19 protein-coding genes are annotated in these 19863 nt (G+C 72.0%); 8 read left to right on the plus strand and 11 right to left on the minus strand.

The window, feature by feature from the left end; all coding sequences use genetic code 11:
- Positions 1 to 16 precede the first annotated feature (16 nt).
- The gene (locus tag ACFQU3_RS18065; RefSeq protein WP_385912289.1) at positions 17 to 1573 is read left to right on the plus strand and encodes an HNH endonuclease; all 1557 of its coding nucleotides are present in this window, start codon (positions 17 to 19) and stop codon (positions 1571 to 1573) included.
- Between the two features lie 46 nt (positions 1574 to 1619).
- Here the strand turns inward: ACFQU3_RS18065 and ACFQU3_RS18070 are convergent, their stop codons facing one another.
- Both ACFQU3_RS18070 and ACFQU3_RS18075 read right to left on the minus strand, forming a co-directional pair.
- Complete coding sequence (locus ACFQU3_RS18070; protein ID WP_385912290.1) at positions 1620 to 2114, minus strand: iron chaperone; 495 nt, start codon at positions 2112 to 2114, stop codon at positions 1620 to 1622.
- 113 nt (positions 2115 to 2227) lie between these two features.
- A complete protein-coding gene (locus tag ACFQU3_RS18075; protein ID WP_385912292.1) occupies positions 2228 to 2722 on the minus strand; it encodes a CAP domain-containing protein in 495 nt (164 codons plus the stop codon).
- Positions 2723 to 2874: 152 nt separating this feature from the next.
- On the opposite strand from ACFQU3_RS18075, the gene ACFQU3_RS18080 reads away from it, so the two are divergent.
- Positions 2875 to 3453, plus strand: a complete 579-nt coding sequence (locus tag ACFQU3_RS18080) for a GNAT family N-acetyltransferase (RefSeq protein WP_385912294.1) — start codon at positions 2875 to 2877, stop codon at positions 3451 to 3453.
- Positions 3454 to 3462: 9 nt separating this feature from the next.
- Positions 3463 to 4050, plus strand: coding sequence for a DNA-3-methyladenine glycosylase I (locus ACFQU3_RS18085; protein WP_385912296.1), 588 nt, complete (start codon positions 3463 to 3465; stop codon positions 4048 to 4050).
- 2 nt (positions 4051 to 4052) lie between these two features.
- Here ACFQU3_RS18085 and ACFQU3_RS18090 read toward each other — a convergent pair whose 3' ends face one another.
- Both ACFQU3_RS18090 and ACFQU3_RS18095 read right to left on the minus strand, forming a co-directional pair.
- Positions 4053 to 5609, minus strand: a complete 1557-nt coding sequence (locus tag ACFQU3_RS18090; protein ID WP_385912298.1) for a phytoene desaturase family protein — start codon at positions 5607 to 5609, stop codon at positions 4053 to 4055.
- 36 nt (positions 5610 to 5645) lie between these two features.
- Positions 5646 to 6719, minus strand: coding sequence for an SGNH/GDSL hydrolase family protein (locus ACFQU3_RS18095; protein WP_385912300.1), 1074 nt, complete (start codon positions 6717 to 6719; stop codon positions 5646 to 5648).
- A gap of 246 nt (positions 6720 to 6965) precedes the next feature.
- Between ACFQU3_RS18095 and ACFQU3_RS18100 the strand changes: the two genes are divergently transcribed.
- Together ACFQU3_RS18100 and ACFQU3_RS18105 are read left to right on the plus strand one after the other, a co-directional pair.
- A complete protein-coding gene (locus ACFQU3_RS18100) occupies positions 6966 to 7637 on the plus strand; it encodes a PH domain-containing protein (protein WP_385912301.1) in 672 nt (223 codons plus the stop codon).
- A gap of 25 nt (positions 7638 to 7662) precedes the next feature.
- Positions 7663 to 9429 carry an AMP-binding protein gene (locus ACFQU3_RS18105; RefSeq protein WP_385912303.1) on the plus strand — a complete coding sequence of 589 codons (1767 nt, stop codon included), beginning with the start codon at positions 7663 to 7665 and terminating at the stop codon, positions 9427 to 9429.
- Here ACFQU3_RS18105 and ACFQU3_RS18110 read toward each other — a convergent pair.
- Positions 9419 to 11077 (minus strand): metallophosphoesterase, encoded by a 1659-nt coding sequence (locus tag ACFQU3_RS18110; RefSeq protein WP_385912305.1) that lies wholly within the window; start codon positions 11075 to 11077, stop codon positions 9419 to 9421. The genes ACFQU3_RS18105 and ACFQU3_RS18110 overlap by 11 nt on opposite strands.
- 104 nt (positions 11078 to 11181) lie before the next feature.
- On the opposite strand from ACFQU3_RS18110, the gene ACFQU3_RS18115 reads away from it, so the two are divergent.
- Positions 11182 to 11409 (plus strand): hypothetical protein, encoded by a 228-nt coding sequence (locus ACFQU3_RS18115; protein WP_385912307.1) that lies wholly within the window; start codon positions 11182 to 11184, stop codon positions 11407 to 11409.
- 12 nt (positions 11410 to 11421) lie between these two features.
- Here the strand turns inward: ACFQU3_RS18115 and ACFQU3_RS18120 are convergent, their stop codons facing one another.
- The 6 genes from ACFQU3_RS18120 to ACFQU3_RS18145 form a co-directional block, all read right to left on the minus strand.
- On the minus strand, positions 11422 to 12444 hold the full coding sequence (locus ACFQU3_RS18120; RefSeq protein WP_385912309.1) for an alcohol dehydrogenase catalytic domain-containing protein: 1023 nt from the start codon (positions 12442 to 12444) through the stop codon (positions 11422 to 11424).
- A gap of 25 nt (positions 12445 to 12469) precedes the next feature.
- Positions 12470 to 13084: a bacterial proteasome activator family protein gene (locus ACFQU3_RS18125; RefSeq protein WP_385912311.1), complete on the minus strand. Its 615-nt coding sequence runs from the start codon at positions 13082 to 13084 to the stop codon at positions 12470 to 12472.
- A gap of 122 nt (positions 13085 to 13206) precedes the next feature.
- A complete protein-coding gene (locus ACFQU3_RS18130; protein WP_385912313.1) occupies positions 13207 to 13821 on the minus strand; it encodes a hypothetical protein in 615 nt (204 codons plus the stop codon).
- A 135-nt stretch (positions 13822 to 13956) separates the two neighbouring features.
- Entirely contained in the window at positions 13957 to 14934 is a 978-nt protein-coding gene (locus tag ACFQU3_RS18135; protein ID WP_385912315.1) for an NAD(P)H-quinone oxidoreductase, read from the minus strand.
- A 9-nt stretch (positions 14935 to 14943) separates the two neighbouring features.
- Positions 14944 to 15660, minus strand: coding sequence for a peptidase S51 (locus ACFQU3_RS18140; protein ID WP_385912316.1), 717 nt, complete (start codon positions 15658 to 15660; stop codon positions 14944 to 14946).
- A gap of 26 nt (positions 15661 to 15686) precedes the next feature.
- On the minus strand, positions 15687 to 16463 hold the full coding sequence (locus ACFQU3_RS18145) for an IclR family transcriptional regulator (protein WP_385912318.1): 777 nt from the start codon (positions 16461 to 16463) through the stop codon (positions 15687 to 15689).
- Between the two features lie 102 nt (positions 16464 to 16565).
- Here ACFQU3_RS18145 and hutH point away from each other — a divergent pair, with 102 nt between their 5' ends.
- Together hutH and hutU are read left to right on the plus strand one after the other, a co-directional pair.
- Positions 16566 to 18131, plus strand: a complete 1566-nt coding sequence (hutH, locus tag ACFQU3_RS18150; protein ID WP_385912320.1) for a histidine ammonia-lyase — start codon at positions 16566 to 16568, stop codon at positions 18129 to 18131.
- 29 nt (positions 18132 to 18160) lie between these two features.
- Positions 18161 to 19816: a urocanate hydratase gene (gene hutU / locus ACFQU3_RS18155; RefSeq protein WP_385912322.1), complete on the plus strand. Its 1656-nt coding sequence runs from the start codon at positions 18161 to 18163 to the stop codon at positions 19814 to 19816.
- Positions 19817 to 19863 lie beyond the last annotated feature (47 nt).

The raw sequence follows: 19863 nt of genomic DNA on the forward strand, positions 1-19863 counted from the left end.
GAGGAGGGGTGCGAGGATGACAGGGGCAGTCACGTCGAACCTCGTGACGTGCGCGAAGCCGGACGCCGACGCCGTCGTCGACGTCTCAGACCTCGCCGACCTCTATCGGGTTCGGGCCGCGCAGCGAATGCCGCGGCGAGCCCACGACCTGTCCCTCGTCGAGCGGGCGGTGCGCCGTGAGGTCGCGCGAAGTGTGCTCGACCATCAGCTGCCTGCGCTCGTCGCCGAGCTCGTGGCTGCCGCGACCGATGACCTGTCGGCGGCACCTCCGACGGACGCCGAGGCCCGGGCGGACGCCGACCTGCGCGTGGTGGAGTCAGTGGAGCGGTGCAAGGCCGTCCTCGACGCCGTCGCCCTGGAGGCCCTCGCACGGCTGGAGGCGGACATCGAGGCGAGCGAGCGCGACCGGTTCGCCGGCCTGGGTCGGGAGAGACCACCCGGCTGGGTGTCCGCCGACACTCTGACGGTGCTCGAGGTGTCGACCGCGACGGGGCTCGGACAGCAGGAGATCCAGAGCCGGCTCCACCTGGCCACCGCCCGCACCGAGGGCGCGGCGGATCTGCGGGCTCGACTGCGAGGTGGCACCGTCACGCTCTGCCGGGCGTGCACGATCCAGTCGGAGATCTCAGCACTCCCACCGGAGCTCGGTCCCTCGATCGTCGAGTCCACGCTGCGGACCAAGGACGACGCGCCCCCATCACCTGCCCTCTTCCGGCAGAGGCTGACGAGGTCGTGCCTCGCGGCCGATCGCGAGGCAGCGCTACGCCGCCGCCGTGCTCGCCGGCAGCGGGGTGCGCACGCACGGATCGACGCCGACGGGCTTGGCGTGCTCACGGTCGTCACCGATGCCGACAAGGTCATCGCTGCCATGGAGCGCGCCGACTCGGTGGCCCGAGCGGCCCGTCAGGCCGGCGACCCCCGGACCCTGGACGCGTTGCGAGCCGACGTCATCACCGACGCGCTGGTGTTCGGCGGATCCGACCTGTCGCAGGTCGGACGTCGTCCCGCTGCGCACGTGACGATCGTCGTGCCGTTCACGACCGCGATCGGCATGGCCGACGCGCCGTGCGAGGTGCCCGGCTACGGCTGGGTCAGCGCCGAGCACGCGCGCCAGATCATGCTCAATGACGACTCGACGTGGCGGCGCCTGCTCGTCGACGCCGAGACCGGACGGGCGCTCCAGCTCGAGACCACCGCCTACCGCCCGACCGCCGCGATGCGGGCGCACGTCGAAGCGGTCGACGGCACATGCCGCGGTCCCGGCTGCACGGTCCCGGCAGCCCGATGCGACCTCGACCACGACGTCCCCCATCCACAGGGGCCGACCGAGGTCGGCAACCTGACGAGCAAGCACCGCCTCCACCACAGCCTGCACACGCACGGTCACTGGCAGGTCTCCCGTCGCGACGACGGCACGGTCCACTGGCGCACCAGGGCCGGACGGCGCTACCTCTCGAGGCCGAAGGACTGGCTCGAGGTCGTCCGCGAAACGCCGCCCGGGCCCGCGATCACCTCGAAGCCTCCACGCCCCGAGCCACTCCCGCACGACCAGGTCGACCCGCCGCCCTTCTGATAGGACGGTTCGTCCGGGTTCGGCCGGCCCCGTCCGGCTGGCCGGCTCAGCCGGCGGCCTGCTTCACGAGAGCAGCGATCCGCTTCTCGACGGCCGGCGTCACCGTTGTGAGGGCAAAGGCCGTCGGCCACATCTCACCGTCGTCCAGGTTCGCGGGGTCGTTGAAGCCGAGGGTCGCGTACCTCGCCTTGAACTTCGCCGCATTCTGGAAGAAGCAGACGACCTTGCCGTCCTTGGCGTACGCCGGCATCCCGTACCAGAGCCGCGGCTCGAGCTCGGGTGCGCTCGCGGTGATGACCGCGTGCACCTTCTGCGCCATGCTGCGGTCGGGCTCGTCCATCTCAGCGATCTTGTCGAGCACGGCCTGCGCGTCCTCAGCCGCCTTGTCGGCGCCGTTGCCGCCCTTCGCCGCCTTGACCTCCTGGGCACGCTCCTTGATGGCGGCGCGCTCCTCGGCGGTGAACGACTCCGACGGCGCCTTCTTGGCGGTCGCGCGCTTGCTCGTGCGTGCGGTCGTGGTCGTGGTCTTCGTCGCAGTCATCTCGACTCCCTGTGGATGTGGCTCCGGTGGACGAGTCCCATTCTCGAGACAGCAGTGATGGCGGCGCTTCTCGAAAACTGATCGATGTCGTCGACGGGTCCGCGAGCGGCCGGTCAGCCGCCGAAGTCCTGGGTCCAGTAGTAGCCGTACGGTCCACCGGTGGCCGAGCCGACCCCGATGTAGGTGTAGCGGCAGTTGAGGATGTTGGCGCGGTGACCGGGGCTCTTCATCCACGCGGTCATGACCGCCGAGGCGGTGGGGTAGCCCGCGGCGATGTTCTCGCCGAGAGGCGAGCCCGTGTACCCCTGGGCGCGGATCCGCTGCACGAACGTGCGGCCGTCGGGCGTCGTGTGCGAGAAGTACCGTCGCCTGGCCATGTCGATCGAGTGCGCCTGCGCGGCGCGCACCAGACGCAGGTCGACCCGGAGCGCGCGGCAGCCGGCCTTCACGCGCTGGGCGTTGACGAGCTGGATCACCTGCTGCTGTCCGGTCAGGGTCGCGGCGTCGGCCTGCGGGGCCGTCGTCATCGCCGGGGCGACGGCGAGCAGGGCTGCAGCGGCGGTGACGAGCGCCGTGCGTCGGCCGGCGGTCGTGAGGGTCGAGTCCATGGGTTCCTCCGAGTGGCTCCGCGTATGCGGTGCGGCCACGTTACGCACGCCTGTGGGCCCACTGGGGCAAATCGGACAAAACGTCAAGGCCTCGAGCGTCACCTCCCGCGGGCGCGGCTCCCGGTGTCGCCAGTCGTGGCTAGCGTGGACGCATGACCTTCGAGGTGCGCCCGGCGACGCTCGCCCGCTTCGACGACGTCGCGACCATGCTCGGTCCGAAGAACCCGACGTCGAGCGTCTGCTGGTGCCTCAGCCACCGCATCGACGCAAAGACCAACAAGGAGCTCGTCGGTCCGGAGCGCGGCGAGTACGTCCGCCGCCTCACCCGCCGGAAGGTGGCTCCCGGAGTGCTCGCCTACGACGGCGACGAGGTCGTCGGGTGGGCAGCCGTCGCGCCGAGGTCGCAGCTGCCGTTCGAGCGCTCGACGAAGATCCCCCACGTCGACGACCTGCCGGTGTGGTCGGTCTGGTGCATCCGCGTGCGACCGGGCCACCGGGGGCGGGGCATCGCGCGGCCGCTCCTCGAGGGTGCCGTCGAGTACGCCCGCGCGAAGGGCGCGCCGGCTGTCGAGGGCTACCCCGTCGACAACCGGGGCGCGAAGGTCGACCTCACCATGGCCTACGTCGGCACGCGGTCGCTCTTCGAGCGCGCGGGCTTCCGCAAGGTCTCCGACACCGACTCCGTGTCGGGCGGCTTCCCCCGCGTCATCATGCGTCGTGAGCTGTCCTAGGGTCGCGGCATGACGGTCGTTGGCGCTGACGGGCTGGCCCGCCCCACCTGGGCCTCGGTCGACCCGCTCCTCATGGAGTACTACGACACCGAGTGGGGCATGCCGATCCGCGACGAGCGCGGCCTCTACGAGCGCATCTGCCTCGAGGGCTTCCAGTCCGGCCTGTCCTGGGCGACGATCCTGCGCAAGCGGCCGAACTTCCGGGCAGCCTTCGCCGATTTCGACCCTGACGTCGTCGCGACGTACACCGACGCCGACGTCGAGCGGCTCCTCGGCGATGCCGGCATCATCCGGCACCGCGGCAAGATCACCGCGACGATCGCCAACGCGAGGGCGACGATCGCCCTGCGCGACGAGGGCGGGCTCGTCGACTTCGTGTGGGCCTTCCAGCCCGTCGACACGCCCCGGCCGCACGACCACTCCCAGGTGCCGACCGTGTCCGACGAGAGCAAGGCACTGTCGAAAGCCTTGCGCAAGAAGGGTTTTGCGTTCGTCGGCCCGACGACCATGTATGCGTTGATGGAGGCTGTCGGCATCGTCGACACGCACCTCATGGCCAGCCACCGCCGTGGCAGCTCCGGGGTGTGGGCCGGCTGAGCTCAGCCGAGGACCGCCCTGGCCGCGTTGTGGCCGGGGATGCCACTGACGCCGCCGCCGCGACGCGCACCGGCCCCGCCGAGCAGCACGTTGTCGTACGCCGTCTCGACGCCCCACGTGCCCACCTCCGAGTCACGCTCGGCCCACGGCCACTGCAGCGACCGGTGGAAGATGTTGCCGCCCGGCAGGCCGACGGACCGCTCGAGGTCGACGGGACTCTTGACCTCGATGCACGCGTTGCCCTCCGCATCGTGCGCGAGCACCGACTCGATCGGCTCGCCGAGCACGGAGTCGAGCGAGCGCAACGTCGCCTCGAGGGCCTCCTTCGTCGCCGCCTCGTTGTCGTCGCGGAAGAGCCGCGCCGGCAGGTGCAGCGCGAAGAGCGTCAGAGTGTGCGCGTCGCCGGCTGTCAGCTCCGACCCGAGGATCGAGCGGTCCGAGAGGGTGTGGCAGTAGATCTCGCACGGCGGCAGGTCAGGGATGCGCCCGGCCCTCGCGGCGGCATACGTCTGCTCTAGCTGCGCGTAGCCCTCGTTGACGTGGAAGGTGCCGGCGAACGCGGCGGCCGGGTCGACCGTCGTGTCGCGCAGGAGGGGCAGCCGGGTCAGGAGCATGTTGACCTTGAGCTGCGCACCCTCGACGTCCGACTCCGTCTCGACGGGGTCGGCACCGGCTGCCGCGAGCACGCGGTTGAGGACGGCCGGGGCGCACCCGGCGACGATCGACCCACCGACGGCGCTGCCGCTTCCGGCGCTGCCGCCGGCCCACGCGACCTCGCCGGTCGACGGGTCCACCGACGTCACCTCGGCCCCCGTGACGATCGTCGCGCCGGCCGAAACGGCTGCCGCTGCAAGGGAGTCCGTCAGCGCGCCCATGCCGCCGACCGGCACGTCCCAGTCGCCCGTGCCGCCGCCGACGAGGTGGTAGAGAAAGCAGATGTTCTGTCGGAGCTGCCGATCGCTGAGCGAGGCGAACGTGCCGATCAGGGCGTCGGTGGCGATGATGCCGCGCACCGTGTCGTCGTCGGTCACCGCCTCGATGAGCTCGCTCACCGGCCGGGTGGTGAGGGCGTCGAAGAGCGCGTCGTCGCCGGCGAGTCCGCGCACCTCGTCGCGGGACCGGAGCGGCTCGAGCACGGTGGGAAAGACCCGCTCGGCGACGCCTGCCATCCGCGTGTAGAGGTCGGTCCACCCGGCGTACGCGTCGTCGCCGCCGGTCAGCGCACGGAACGCGGCCCGCGTGGCCGTCTCGTCGCCGCGGTCGACGAGCAGCCCCCGGCCCGGGTCGGCCGGCACGGGCGTGTACGACGAGTAGCGCCGCCGGATGAGCCGGACGTCGAGGTCGAGGTCGGTGACGACCTGCCGCGGCAGCAGCGACACGAGGTACGAGTAGCGCGACAGTCGTGCGTCGACCCCGGCGAAGGCGCGTGCGGAGACGGCGGCGCCGCCCACCTCGTCCGAGCGCTCGAGGAGCAGGACGCTCCGTCCGGCGCGGGCCAGGTAGGCGGCGGCCGTGAGGCCGTTGTGACCGGCCCCGATGATGACGTCGTCGTAGCGCACCCGGTCAGACTAGGTGGCGTGCCCGGGTGACGCCCTTCAGCGGTAGGCGGCGTCCTGCTTCGCGGAGGCCGCGCGGTCGGCCGCGTCGATGCTGGCGCGGCTGCTGAGGTCGACCCCGGCACGCGCTGCGGCGGCGCGGGCCTCGGGCGTCGTCAGGTCGGGAGCGACGAAGCGCTCGGGCGTGATCGTGAGATCGGCGGCGGCATACCGCTGGGCGTCGTGGGCGAGCCGGTCGGCCGACGCGACGGCCCTCGCCTCGGCCTGCTTCGCCGACAGCGCCACGCCGAGCCCGAAGGCGGGCTTCGTCACGACGACGTAGCCGTCCCGGTGCCCCGCGACGTTGGGGTGGTAGCTCTCGCTGATCGGGCTCGACAGGCCGTTGATCCACTCGGAGCTGTCGCACACCGCGTGCCCGACGAACCTCGACGTCGGGTTGACGAACGTGAAGCCGGCGCCCGCAGCCGCGCTCGCGGTGCGCGAGTTGAGCAGGTCGGCCGTCGCGTTGAGCCGGGACTCCTCCGTGGGGGAGAACCAGGTGAACGTGTTGCAGTCCTCGCCGTTGAAGATGCGGGGGTAGCCGACGACGATGACCCGGGCGTTGGGCGCCTTGGACCGGATCGACGAGTAGAGCGTCGACAGCCGGCCCGGAAGCGTGTAGCTGATGATGCTCTGCGCCTCGTTGACGGCCCCGTTGCAGTTGCTCATCCAGCCGGGCTGCGCGCACTCCGTCAGCACGTCCGCGAAGCCGGCGTCGTTGCCGCCGACCGAGATGGTCACGTATGCCGTGGTGCTCGACAGCGCCGACAGCTGGGTGTTCGTGACGTCGGCGACCGTGGCTCCCGAGCATGCGCGGAACGTCAGCGCCAGGCCCAGGGCCGAGGCGTCGAGGGACGGGTAGGCGTACACCGAGCGCTGGCACGACGTGCCGTCGCTGATGTACGTCCGGGTGCCGGTGCCCGACGAGTACGAGTCGCCGAGCGCGACGTAGCTCGTGCCGGCCGCGACGGCGGGTGAGCCGAGCGCGAGGGCGGCGCCGAGGCCGACGAGGGTGGACATGCCGGCCCCGAGGGCTCGCCGACTGCTGAAGGACCTGACGGAACTGCTCTTCACGACACACTCCTTTGTGGGTGGAAGGCTGATGACGCCGAGCTCTGCAGCGCGCCGGGGCGAGCCGCAGGGGGCGAGCGGCCGGACCATGGTGTGTCGTGGGTCACACGTCCCTTACCGGACAGTAGGGCCACCCCCGGGCGCCCGCGAGCCGAACGGTCGCGCCGGGGCGCGGGTCCCGCGGGGGCGCGGAGGCCGCTACTAGGCTGGGAACGGCCGGCCGGAGGGCCGCAAGGAGAGGAGGACACGATGGGCTTTCCCGAGAACGTGCTCGCCCGCGGTGAGCGCGTCGAGCGCGGCCTGCACCCGCACTGGCTGACGGTCGTCGGACCGACCGTCTTCGGGCTGCTGCTCGCGGCCGCCTGCGTCGTCGCGGTCGTCGTCACACCTGACGACAGCACCGGCAACACGATCCAGTGGATCGCCGTCGCGGTCCTCGTCCTCGTGGCGATCCCCGCCGTCGTGGTGCCCTACCTGCGCTGGCGCACGACCCACTACGTCATCACGTCGCACCGAGTCATGGTCCGGCGCGGCATCCTGACGAAGAACGGCAAGGACATCACGCTCTCGAAGATCACCGACGTGAGCTTCGAGCAGACGCTCCTCGACCGCATCATCCGGTCGGGCTCGCTCCACATCGAGTCGGCCGGCGACAGCCCCGACGAGAACCTCGCGTACATCCCGCGCAGCAACGACGTCCAGCAGCTCATCAACCGCCTCATCGACGAGGACGACCTGCGCCGCCGACGCCACGGCAGCGGGGTCGACGACGCGTCCACGGACCAGGGCCACGCCCATGACGACGAGTCCGGCGACGAGTCCGGCGACGAGACGACGGCGATCCCGCGCGGTCGCCGCGACCCCCGTGATCGCCCCCCGCTCGCGGAGGAGCGACCCCGCCGGCCTGACGAGCGCGACTGACGCGGCGACGTCCTACAGTCGGAGCATGACCTCGACGACGAGCGCCTCGACGACGTCCACCGCCTCCTACCGCGCCGCGCGCGACCGGCTGCTGGAGCTGCGCACCGACCATGCTCGAGCCGTCGAGGAGTTCGCCTTCCCTGACGTCGGCGACCGCTGGAACTGGGGGATCGACTGGTTCGACGCCGTCGCACGGGGCAACGACCACCCCTGCCTCACGATCGTCGAGCAGGACGAGTCGTCCCGCTCCTGGTCGTTCGACGAGATGGCCCGCCGCTCCGACCAGGTCGCCGCGCGACTCGCGGCACTGGGCGTCGGCCGCGGAGACTCGGTCATCCTCATGCTCGGCAACCAGGTCGAGCTCTGGGAGTCGATGCTCGCCGTCATCAAGCTCGGCGCTGTCGTCATGCCGACGACGACCGCCGTCGGCCCCGGCGACCTCGTCGACCGCATGGAGCGCGGCGGGGCCCGGGCCGTCGTCACCAACACCTCTGAGGTGCACAAGTTCGACGACGTGCCCGGTGGCTACCTCCGGGTTGCCATAGGTGGAGATGACGGCGCCGGCACGTCCAGCGAGGGCTGGGAGGACTACGCGGCGGCATTCGACCTCGACGCGGGGCCGACCGAGCACCCGGGCACGGGGCCCGACGACCGGATGCTGCTCTACTTCACGTCCGGGACGACGAGCCGGCCAAAGCTCGTCGAGCACACGCAGCGGTCCTACCCCGTCGGGCACCTGACGACGATGTACTGGATCGGGCTGCAACCCGGCGACGTGCACCTCAACATCAGCAGCCCGGGCTGGGCCAAGCACGCGTGGTCCTCGTTCTTCGCGCCGTGGGCGGCGGAGGCGACCGCGTTCGTCTACAACTACAGCCGCTTCGACCCCGCGGCCCTTCTGCGGGTGCTGCGCGACCACAGCGTCACCTCGCTCTGCGCGCCGCCGACGGTGTGGCGGATGCTCATCAAGAGCGACCTCAGCGGCGGGCCGGGCACGCTGCGCGAGGTCATCGGCGCCGGTGAGCCGCTCAACCCAGAGGTGATCGCCCAGGTCGAGAAGGCCTGGGGCCTGACGATCCGCGACGGCTACGGACAGACCGAGATGACCGCCGCCGTCGGCAACACACCCGGCTCGCTCGTCAAGCCCGGCTCGATGGGCCGGCCGCTGCCCGGGTGCCCGGTGGTCGTCGTCGACCCGCTGACCGACACGCTCGTCACGGAGGCCGACGCGGAGGGCAACCGGGAGGGCGAGATCTGCCTCGACCTCTCGCAGCGGCCCGTGCCGCTCATGACCGGCTACCAGGGTGACGAGGAGCGCAACGCCGACGCGATGGCCGGCGGTTTCTACCACACGGGCGACGTCGCGTCGGTCGACTCCGAGGGCTACATCTCCTTCGTCGGCCGCACCGACGACGTCTTCAAGGCGAGCGACTACAAGATCAGCCCGTTCGAGGTCGAGTCGGTCCTCATCGAGCACCCCGCTGTCGCCGAGGCTGCCGTCGTGCCCTCGCCCGACCCGGTGCGGCTGGCCGTGCCCAAGGCGTACATCGCGCTCGCTCCAGGGCACGAGCCGGGTGCGGAGGTGGCCCGCTCGATCCTCGCCCACGCCCGCGAGAAGCTCGCCCCCTGGCAGCGCGTGCGGCGCATCGAGTTCTACGAGCTGCCGAAGACGATCTCGGGCAAGATCCGCCGCGTCGAGCTGCGCGGCCGCGAGAACGACCTCGACGCCTCGGGCGCCGCGCAGCCGGAGCTCGAGTGGCGCGACGAGCAGTTCCCCGACCTCAGGGGCTGACGGTCGACCCCGTCGGGTTCGTCGACCCGGGAGACGCCTCCGGCCTGAGCGGGAGGGGGCGCACGCTCGTCTCGTCGATGCGGCTGCAGATGCGCTTCTCCGGGTCGGGCTGGGTCTCCCCGGGCTGCTGCGCCGCCGGTTGTGCCGGCCGGTACGGGTCGATGCGAGCGCCGCTGACGACCTGCACGTTGTCGTACGCCGGCCGGCCCTCGAGCAGGTTGCGGAAGCTGTAGCGCGTCAGCGAGGTCAGCTCGCACGACGTGCCGAACTGCGCGATGTCGAACGAGTACGGCTGGCCGTTGAGCTCCTGCCCGGCCCCTTCGGAGTAGTGCGCGACGACGCCACCCCCGGTGAACGTGCCGACCTGGATCCGGTTGCCCTCGATGGCGGGGGTGTGGATGTGCCCGTTGACGAGGATGCGGCCGCGCTCGATGGCCTCGGCTGCATACGGCTCATGGGTCACGACGATGTCGGGCTCGGGTTCGTCGGCCGCGGCGGCGTTGTAGCGGTCGACCGCGGGCTTCTGCTTCGCCGTGGGTTCGGCGTTGTCGTCGCCGAAGTAGCGCGGGTCGTTGAAGCCGGTGATGCGCAGGCCGTGGAAGCTCAGCTCGCGCAGGGTCCCGGCGGCGTCCTCGAGGAGGACGACGTTGGGGATGCGTGCCATCCGCGCAAGCAGGGCGCGGTCGGTGGGCGACGACTGGTCGTGGTTGCCGCTCGTGAAGATGTAGGGCACCCCGAGCTGTTGGATCGAGCGGTAGATGCCCGCGGCGTCGCCCTCCTGCACGCGGCCGAAGTTGACGAGGTCGCCGCTGTCGATGACGGCGTCGATGTCCTCCTCCTCGATGATCGTGCGCATCAGGGCGTACTGGTTCGCGCCGTGGATGTCGGACACGAGCAGGAAGCGCGCCGACGCCGGCTCGTCGACCGTGCCCGCGACGTACTTCTGCTGGAGCGCCTGTGTCACGGCGAGCAGGTTGCGGAAGTACGGCGTCACCTGGGTGGCGCGTGCCTCGACGTCGGCGAGCAGGCCCGCGTTGCGCTGCACGACTCCGAGCACGCCGCTCGTGCGGTACTCCGCGAAGCGGCTCGGCTGGTACGTCGAGGCCATGCCGCCGAATGTCGCGACGGTGGCGACCACCATCGCCGACGCGACGAAGAGCACGTGGTGCCCGCGGGTGTTCCGCTGCCTGATGTAGTGCGACGCGAGCGAGAGCAGGACGGCGATGGCGGTCGCGCCGAGGGCGAACCGGATGCCGACACCGACCGCGGCCTGCTGGATGGCGGCCGAGATCTCGTCGTTCGAGGGCTGCAGGGCCCGGATGTCGACGTGGGGCCGGGTGAACAGGTTGGTGATCTCCTCGCGCACCGCGACCTGCACGTCGAGGCCGGGCGCCACGATGGGAGAGGCGAACTGGACGTCGACGTCGCCGACGATGGTCGGGGCGTGCAGCACCGGGGAGTGGCGCGGCACGGGGTCGAGGCGCAGCACCGCGCGGTACTGCGACGTCTCGGCGACGGTGGGAGCGAGGTTCGTCGCGGCGACCCCGCCGAGGTAGCAGGCTGCGAGGACGCCGATCCACGTGAGCACGTGGGACCCACGGCGCAGCCAGGGGCTGTCGCCGGTCAGCAGGTTCCCCACCTGTCGCATCACTTCACCCTAACCGGACGCGGACACGTCACCTCGGCAGCACCACGCGTTCACGTCGGGGTGCTCACATGGGGTCTCGGACCGCGAAGCAGCGAGGAGGAGTCGTGGGGTCCTTTCGCCGTAAGGCCGTCGTCGGCACGCTCTTCGTCACGTATGCCGTGCTGCTCGGCTTCGGGCCACGCCTCCTCGGCGGCGCGGCAGGAGCGGTCATCCTCGTGGCGAGCTTCGTCGTCGGGTTCGCGTGGCTGCTGCTCCTCGTCGCCCCGTGGGCGGCTCGGGGCCGGCCCGGTCGACCGGCGCCACGCACGCCGGCGCGGCACCCGCGACCGTAGGGCCGGCGGGTCTCAGTGCTGCGGCTCGACGACGACCTTGAGGCTCGTCGGGTCGTGGGCCAGGGCCTCGAGTGCCGCGCCGTAGTCGGCCAGCGCGAAGCGGTGAGTGATGAGCCCCTCGGTGATCACCCGGCCCGAGCGGAGCATGGCGAGCGAGCGGTCCATGCAGTTGACCTGGGCGAACGAGCCCTTGACCGTGAGCTGTCGTCGGAAGACGTCGTAGGGGCGCAGCGCGATCCGGTCGTCCTCGTCGCACATGCCGTAGACGAAGACAGTGCCGTTCGTCGACGTGAGTGACGGCAGCGTCTCGACCACCGACGCCGCGCCGGTCACGTCGATCGCGACGTCGAAGCCCTGCGGCTGGAGGGCGACAAGGGTGCTCGCTGTCTCTGCGGCGTCACGCGTGACGCGCACGACCCGGTCGGCGCCGTAGGCGCGCGCGAGCTCGAGCTTGAACTCGGTCGGCGCGGCCACGGTGACGCGCCCGGCGCCCCCGTGCACGAGCAGCTGGGTCAGGAGCAGTCCGGTCGTGCCGGACCCGACGACGAGCACGTCGGCGCCCGGCCGGAGCCCCAGGACGTCCATGCCGTGCACGGCGCACGCGAGCGGCTCGGCGACGACGGCCACGTCGAGCGGCAGGTCGTCGGCGGCATACACCTTGTGCGCGGGGGACACGAGGGCCTCGGCGAACCCGCCGGGAGCGTTGACGCCGAGCGAGTGGAAGTGCTCGCAGAAGAGCGCCTCACCGCGCGAGCACGGGGCGCACCGGCCGCACGCCGACGCGTTGTCGACGACGACGCGCTGCCCGACGCTGACGTGCCCGACGCCCTCACCAACCTCGCGGACCGTGCCGACCGACTCGTGCCCAGGCGTCAGCGGGAAGGAGGCGAAGAACCCACCCCCGTGCAGGTGCAGGTCGGTGCCGCAGACACCTGCGAGCTGGACGTCGACGACGACCTCACCCGCGCCGGCGCCCGGCGTGGGCACCTCTCGGACCTCGAAGCGGCGGGGCTCGTCGTAGACGACGGCGCGCATCGGTGCTGCCCGGCTGCGCTGTGGTTCAGAGGTACTGGCCGGTGGGACCGGCCTCGCCCGGGGCGTGCTGGCCCGGGTGGGTGCCCGGAGGTGTGCCGTAGGACGCGCCGGGACCGGGCGGCAGGGCCCGCATCTGCTGGAGCTGCTGCTGGGCGGCCATCTGCTGGGCGACGAGGGCCGTCTGGATGCCGTGGAACAGGCCTTCGAGCCAGCCGACGAGCTGGGCCTGCGCGATGCGCAGCTCTGCGTCGCTCGGCGACTCGTCGCGGAAGGGCAGCGCGATGCGGTCGAGCTCCTCGACGAGCTCAGGGGCGAGGCCGTCCTTGAGCTCCTCGAGGGACCGGTGGTGCACGTCGGCGAGGCGTCGGCGACCGGCCTCGTCGAGCGGCGCGTTGCGCACCTCCTCGAGCAGCTGCTTGATCATCGAGCCGATGCGCATGACCTTCGCGGGCTCCTCGACGAGGTCGGCCGGGTTGGTGCGCCCACGGGGCTCGTCGGCGTCGGGGTCCTCGGCGTCGCGGCCGTCGCTGTTCGGCGCCGTCGCCACCCCCATCCCGTCCGGCGTCACGACCACGATGCGGGGGTCGTCGCGCGTCCCGTCGTCAGTGCTCTGGCCCTGTCGGCTGGCGTCGTCACTCATGCGCCCCATCCTGCCTCACCCCGTCGTGTGCCGGTCAGTGCGGTCAGGGCCCGGCACCAGAACCGCGGGTCGTCCCACAGGGGGGGACGACCCGCGGCGGCATACGTGGGCCGGCGGACCGGTCAGCGCGACCCAGCCGTGGCGAACCACGGGTGGTGCAGGTCGTGGTAGCTGACGTCGGTCATCATCTTGGACATCTCGTCCATCTCGGCCTGGACCTCGGGCGGCGGGCTCTTCTTCTCACCCTCGCGGGCCTCCGCCTCGGTGCGGAACGCGACCGTCTGGGTGAAGAAGCCGTCGGCGTCGACGGCGATGGTGCCGCCGAGGATGTCGGGTCGAGCCTCGTGGAGGGTGTCCATCGGCCCCTCCATCATGTGGCGGAACTTCTCGGGGTCGCTGAGGCGCCCCTGGATGACCTGGACGAAGCCCGCGTCGTCGCTGCCGCCGTCGAGCATCATCGTCACGTCGTCGCAGTCGTGGAACGAGACCTCGCCGTCGAAGAGGCGCTGTGTCTCCGCCCACCAGGCGCCCTGCTCGGGCCGGTTGGAGTTGCGCTCGGCGGACTCGCGGGAGTCGAAGCGGACGATGCCCACGAACTCGTCGTCGTCGGTGATGCCGTACGTGCCGCCGAGCCAGCCCTTGGCGTCCGGCTCGAGCTCGTCACGCCACCGGTCCATCTGCCGGTGGATGGCGTCGGCGTCCTTGCACCGACCCTGGATGACCTGGATGAACACCATGAACCTCCCGTTTCAGATCGGGGGCCGCTTCAAGCGAAGTGGTCCATTGACCGACGGTACGCCCGTGGCCGGTCACGCGTAACCCCAACGAGTGGACACGGCCGAATCGTCCCGTCGGGCAAGGCCGCCCGGTGCTCAGGTCGTCAGGAGGATCTTCCCGATGTGCGCCGAGGCCTCCAGCTCGCGGTGGGCCTCGGCCGCATGCTCGAGCGGGTGTCGCGAGTGGATGACCGGCCGGACGTCGCGCGACTCGATGAGCGGCCAGACGTGCTCGCGCACGGCGGCGACGATGGCGGCCTTCTCCGTCGCCGGGCGAGCCCGCAGGGACGTCGCGATGACGGCCCCGCGCTTGGCGAGGAGCATGCCCATGTCGAGCTCGCCGCGCCGCCCGCCCATGAGGCCGATGGTCACGAGGCGGCCGTTCGTGGCGAGGACCTCGACGTTGCGGCCGAGGTACTTCGCGCCCATGTTGTCGAGGACGACGTCGGCACCGTGGCCCTTGGTCAGCTCGCGGACCCGCTCGACGAAGTCCTCCTCCTTGTAGTTGACGAGGTGCTCCGCACCGAGGTCACGACAGACGTCGAGCTTCGCCTGGCTGCCCGCCGTGACGGCGACGTGGGCGCCGACGGCCCTGGCCAGCTGGATCGCCATCGTGCCGATGCCGGACGAGCCGCCGTGGACGAGCAGCACCTGACCGGGCTGGATGTTGGCGACGAGGAAGACGTTGGACCAGACGGTGCAGGTCACCTCGGGCAGGCCCGCGGCGTCCTCGAGCGACACCCCGCGCGGCACCGGGAGCAGCTGCTCCGCGGGCGCGACGACGCGTTCGGCGTAGCCGCCGCCGTCGAGGAGCGCGCAGACCTCGTCACCGACGTGCCACCCCTCGACCCCCTCGCCGAGCGCCGCGACACGACCGCTGGCCTCGAGCCCGGGGTACTCCGACGCACCCGGCGGGGGCGGGTAGTGGCCGAGCCGCTGCATGACGTCGGCGCGGTTGACCCCGGCCGCCACGACGTCGAGCAGCACCTGCCCCGGACCCGGCTCCGGGTCCGGCACCTCGTCGAGGACGAGGCTGTCGGCGTCTCCGGGCTCGGGGATCGTGATCGCGCGCATGGGGCGACCCTATTGACCCGCGCCCCGGCGCCGCACGAGCGCCCCGCCGTCCGCGCCGCCCACCGAGGTGACGTGCCACACGTGACCCGCGCCCACGACCCGGCCACCCGGACCGAGCGTCGTGTCCTCGTCGATGGCGACGCCGTGCGGCACCAGGCCCGCCTCGACCGCGGCCACGAGCCGTGAGACGTTGCCCCACTGGGCGGCGTGCACGTCGACGGCCCCCTCGACGAGCCCGATGCCCTCGACGACGGTGACGTCGTCGAGCTCCTCGTTGCTGTCCTCGGGGCAGACCGGGTTGCCGTCGACGCGCCATCCGCCGATGACGGCGTGCGTGGCCGCGATGGCCGCGCCCGCGGAGAACCCGGCATACGGCATACCGCCGGTCACGAGGGAGCGGATGCGGTCGTACGCGGGGGAGAGCGACGCGTGGTACTCGGGCGTCGGCCCGCCACCGACGAAGAGGGCGTCGACGCCGTCGAGCGCCGTCGCGTCGAAGGGCGTGCCCTCGGCGACGCGTTCGACGACGAGCGCGTGGCCGCCGACGAGGCCGAGCGTGTGGAGGTAGCGGTCGTGGTACTCGAGCGACTCGGGGTCGGTGCCCATGACGACGAGCAGGATGCGCGGGACCCCGCCGGCGGCGCGCGCGGCCGCCTCGACGAAGCCGCCGTAGACCTGCGGCGCGAGCGCGTCGTCCCAGCCACCGCCGACGAGGAAGATGTCCATGCCCGCACCCTAGGAGAGCGGGCGCCTCAACGCCGGGAGGACGTCGAGCTCGGGCTGAGCCGTCGGGCGACGTCGACGGCCGCCACGCGGGCCCGGGCCACGAGGTCGCCCACGTGCTCGTCGGTGGCGTCACCGGTGCGCAGGGTCAGGGCGACGGCCGCGAGCGGGCGTCCGCCGCGGTCGAGGACCGGCACGGCGACCGACGAGAGGTCCGCCGTGACGGTCCCCTCCTCGCGGGCGTGCCCGTCGGTGCGGGTGCGCGCGAGAAGGCTGCGGAGCTCGGCCAGCGACCGGGGCCCACCACCGCCGCGCTGGACGAAGGAGTCGCGGTCGGGGTAGAGCGCCCTCACCTGCGTGGCGGGGAGCGCGGAGAGCATCGCGAGGCCGCTCGCGGTCAGGTGGGCGGGCAGCCGGACGCCGACGTCGGTCACGAGCATGGGCTGGCCCGGCGCACGCTCCTCGAGGAGGTAGATGACGTCGCGGCCGTCGAGGGTCGCGAAGTGGGCGTTGCGTCCGCACTGGTCGACGAGGCGCCGCATCGCCGCGCGCGCGACGCGGGCCAGCGGCGCCTGGCGCTGGTAGGCCGACCCCAGCTCGTATGCCGCCTGGCCGAGCCCGAAGCGCCGCTCCTCCACGTAGTGGGTGACGTAGCCGCGGCTGTGCAGCACCTTGAGCAGGTGGTAGACCGAGCTGCGGGGCAGTCCGAGGTCGCGCGCGATCGAGGCGGCCGGCACCGGCTCGGCGTGCCGCGACAGGTGCTCGAGGACGTCGAGCGCGTTGGCGGCGGCCGGCGCGTTGGACATGCGCGTCCACCTCCTGTCCGCGATCATCGACGTCTCGCATCCGAGACAATTGTGCTCCTCCATGGACCGTCGCGCCACCGTTACGGCGGTTCGATGGGTGTCATGGACGCAGCCCTTCCCACCGTCACCGGCACCGTCACCGTCCCAACCGGTCCGCTCACGCTCGACGAGGTCGTCGCCGTCGCCCGGCACGACGCCCGCGTCGAGCTGGCGCCAGAGGCCGAGGCGGAGATCGCCCGCAGCCGCGCCGTCGTCGAGGCGCTCGCCGACGACACGGTGGCGCACTACGGAGTCTCCACGGGCTTCGGGGCCCTCGCCACCCGCCACATCCCGACGCAGCTGCGCGCCCAGCTGCAGCGCTCGCTCGTGCGCTCGCACGCCGCCGGCGCCGGCCCCGAGGTCGAGCGCGAGGTCGTGCGGGCCCTCATGCTCCTCCGTCTGTCGACGCTCGCGACCGGCCGCACCGGCGTGCGCCTCGAGGTCGCCCGGGCGTATGCCGCCGTGCTGAGTGCCGGCATCACGCCCGTCGTGCACGAGTACGGGTCGCTCGGCTGCTCCGGCGACCTGGCCCCGCTGGCGCACTGCGCCCTGGCGGTCATGGGTGAGGGCCCGGTGCGTCTGGCGGACGGCACGCTCACCGATGCGGCAACGGCGTTGCGCGACAACGGGATCGAGCCGGTCGTCCTCGCGGAGAAGGAGGGCCTCGCCCTCATCAACGGCACCGACGGCATGCTCGGCATGCTCGTCCTGGCGATCCACGACCTGCGCCACCTGCTCACGGTCGCCGACGTCAGCGCCGCGATGAGCGTCGAGGGCCTGCTCGGCACGGACGACGTCTTCGCCGCGGACCTGCACGCGCTTCGGCCGCACCCCGGCCAGGCCGCGTCGGCCGCGAACATCCTTGCCGTCATGGCGAACTCACCGATCCGCGAGTCTCACCGCACCGAGGAGTGCACCCGCGTCCAGGACGCCTACTCGCTGCGGTGCGCGCCCCAGGTGCACGGTGGCGCCCGTGACACCGTCGACCACGCCGCCCGTGTCGCCGCGGCCGAGCTCGCCTCTGCCGTCGACAACCCCGTCGTCACGCCCGACGGCCGCGTCGAGTCCAACGGCAACTTCCACGGAGCTCCCGTCGCCTACGTCCTCGACTTCCTCGCGATCGTCGCGGCCGACGTCGCGTCGATGGCCGAGCGGCGCACCGACAGGTTCCTCGACCAGGCCCGCAACCACGGGCTGCCGCCCTTCCTCGCCGACGACCCCGGCGTCGACTCGGGCCTCATGATCGCCCAGTACACGCAGGCCGCGATGGTCTCGGAGATGAAGCGCCTGGCCGTGCCCGCATCCGTCGACTCGATCCCGAGCTCGGCGATGCAGGAGGACCACGTGTCGATGGGCTGGTCCGGTGCGCGCAAGCTGCGTCGATCCGTCGACGCCCTGGGCCGGGTGCTCGCCATCGAGCTGCTCACGGCGGCACGCGGCATCCGCCTGCGCGCCCCGCTCGAGCCCGGCGCCGCTGCGGCCGCGGTCATCGCGGCGCTCGACGCCCGAACCAACGCCCACCCGGGGCCGGACCGCTTCCTGGCCCCCGACATCGAGGGCGCGCACGCCGCGGTCCTCGACGGCGACGTCCGCGCCGCCGCCGAGTCGGCCACCGGCCCGCTCAACTGACCCACCCGGCATACGAGAAGGAGATCACCATGGAAGGTGCACGTCCCGTCCGCGCGGCACGCGGCACGCAGCTGACCGCGCAGTCGTGGGCCACCGAGGCCCCCCTCCGCATGCTCATGAACAACCTCGACCCCGAGGTCGCCGAGCGCCCGGACGACCTCGTCGTCTACGGCGGCACCGGACGCGCGGCGCGCGACTGGAAGTCCTTCGACGCGATGGTCCGCACCCTGACGACGCTCAAGCAGGACGAGACGATGCTCGTCCAGTCGGGCCGCCCGGTCGGCGTCATGCAGACCCACGAATGGGCTCCGCGCGTCCTCATCGCCAACTCCAACCTCGTCGGCGACTGGGCCACGTGGCCCGAGTTCCGCCGCCTCGAGCACCTCGGCCTGACGATGTACGGCCAGATGACGGCCGGTTCGTGGATCTACATCGGCACCCAGGGCATCGTCCAGGGCACCTACGAGACCTTCGCCGCCGTCGCCGAGAAGAAGTTCGGCGGCACGCTCGCTGGCACGCTGACCCTGACCGGTGGGTGCGGCGGCATGGGTGGCGCACAGCCGCTCGCCGTCACGCTCAACGACGGTGCGTGCCTCGTCGTCGACGTCGACCCGGCCCGCCTGCAGCGCCGCGTCGAGCACCGGTACCTCGACGAGGTCGCGAAGGACCTCGACGACGCGATCGAGAAGTCCCTCGCGGCCAAGCGGGAGCGCCGCGGCTGGTCGGTCGGGGTCGTCGGCAACGCGGCCGAGGTCTTCCCCGAGCTGCTGCGTCGCGGCGTAGAGATCGACATCGTCACCGACCAGACGTCGGCCCACGACCCGCTGTCCTACCTCCCCGAGGGCGTCGCGCTCGAGGACTGGGCCGAGTACGCGGAGAAGAAGCCCGAGGACTTCACCGACCGGGCGCGGGCCTCGATGGCCAAGCACGTCAAGGCGATGGTCGAGTTCCAGGACGCCGGCGCCGAGGTCTTCGACTACGGCAACTCGATCCGGGACGAGGCCCGCCAGGGCGGCTACGACCGCGCGTTCGAGTTCCCGGGGTTCGTGCCGGCCTACATCCGGCCGCTGTTCTGCGAGGGCAAGGGCCCGTTCCGCTGGGCCGCGCTCTCGGGTGACCCGAGGGACATCGCCGCCACCGACAAGGCCGTGCTCGACCTCTTCCCCGACAACGACCGCCTGCACAAGTGGATCCGCGGCGCGCAGGAGCGCATCGCCTTCCAGGGCCTGCCCGCCCGCATCTGCTGGCTCGGCTACGGCGAGCGCGACAAGGCCGGTCTGGCGTTCAACGAGCTCGTGCGCACCGGTGAGGTGAGTGCCCCGATCGTCATCGGCCGCGACCACCTCGACAGTGGTTCCGTCGCGAGCCCCTACCGCGAGACCGAGGCCATGGCCGACGGGTCCGACGCGATCGCCGACTGGCCGCTGCTCAACGCCCTCGTCAACACGAGCTCGGGCGCGAGCTGGGTCTCGATCCACCACGGCGGCGGCGTCGGCATCGGGCGGAGCCTGCACGCCGGCCAGGTGTCGCTCGCCGACGGCACGGACCTCGCGGCGCAGAAGCTGGCCCGCGTCCTGACGAACGACCCCGGCATGGGCGTCATCCGTCACGTCGACGCCGGCTACGACATCGCCGACCGCGTCGCGCACGAGCGCGGTGTCCGCATCCCGATGCAGGAGTCCTGAGACCGTATGCCGTCCGCCTCGTTCGATGTGTTCGGCGGTCACCGGCG

It is taken from the genome of Terrabacter sp. GCM10028922 (assembly GCF_042666095.1).
Lineage (GTDB): Bacteria > Actinomycetota > Actinomycetes > Actinomycetales > Dermatophilaceae > Terrabacter.

Excerpts from the sequence above, each read along its gene's own strand:
- ACFQU3_RS18065 (WP_385912289.1), top strand. The coding sequence starts at position 17 with ATGACAGGGGCAGTCACGTCGAACCTCGTGACGTGCGCGAAGCCGGAC.
- ACFQU3_RS18070 (WP_385912290.1), bottom strand. The coding sequence starts at position 2,114 with ATGACTGCGACGAAGACCACGACCACGACCGCACGCACGAGCAAGCGC.
- ACFQU3_RS18075 (WP_385912292.1), bottom strand. The coding sequence starts at position 2,722 with ATGGACTCGACCCTCACGACCGCCGGCCGACGCACGGCGCTCGTCACC.
- ACFQU3_RS18080 (WP_385912294.1), top strand. The coding sequence starts at position 2,875 with ATGACCTTCGAGGTGCGCCCGGCGACGCTCGCCCGCTTCGACGACGTC.
- ACFQU3_RS18085 (WP_385912296.1), top strand. The coding sequence starts at position 3,463 with ATGACGGTCGTTGGCGCTGACGGGCTGGCCCGCCCCACCTGGGCCTCG.
- ACFQU3_RS18100 (WP_385912301.1), top strand. The coding sequence starts at position 6,966 with ATGGGCTTTCCCGAGAACGTGCTCGCCCGCGGTGAGCGCGTCGAGCGC.
- ACFQU3_RS18105 (WP_385912303.1), top strand. The coding sequence starts at position 7,663 with ATGACCTCGACGACGAGCGCCTCGACGACGTCCACCGCCTCCTACCGC.
- ACFQU3_RS18110 (WP_385912305.1), bottom strand. The coding sequence starts at position 11,077 with ATGCGACAGGTGGGGAACCTGCTGACCGGCGACAGCCCCTGGCTGCGC.
- ACFQU3_RS18120 (WP_385912309.1), bottom strand. The coding sequence starts at position 12,444 with ATGCGCGCCGTCGTCTACGACGAGCCCCGCCGCTTCGAGGTCCGAGAG.
- ACFQU3_RS18125 (WP_385912311.1), bottom strand. The coding sequence starts at position 13,084 with ATGAGTGACGACGCCAGCCGACAGGGCCAGAGCACTGACGACGGGACG.
- ACFQU3_RS18130 (WP_385912313.1), bottom strand. The coding sequence starts at position 13,821 with ATGGTGTTCATCCAGGTCATCCAGGGTCGGTGCAAGGACGCCGACGCC.
- ACFQU3_RS18135 (WP_385912315.1), bottom strand. The coding sequence starts at position 14,934 with ATGCGCGCGATCACGATCCCCGAGCCCGGAGACGCCGACAGCCTCGTC.
- ACFQU3_RS18140 (WP_385912316.1), bottom strand. The coding sequence starts at position 15,660 with ATGGACATCTTCCTCGTCGGCGGTGGCTGGGACGACGCGCTCGCGCCG.
- ACFQU3_RS18145 (WP_385912318.1), bottom strand. The coding sequence starts at position 16,463 with ATGTCCAACGCGCCGGCCGCCGCCAACGCGCTCGACGTCCTCGAGCAC.
- hutH (WP_385912320.1), top strand. The coding sequence starts at position 16,566 with ATGGACGCAGCCCTTCCCACCGTCACCGGCACCGTCACCGTCCCAACC.
- hutU (WP_385912322.1), top strand. The coding sequence starts at position 18,161 with ATGGAAGGTGCACGTCCCGTCCGCGCGGCACGCGGCACGCAGCTGACC.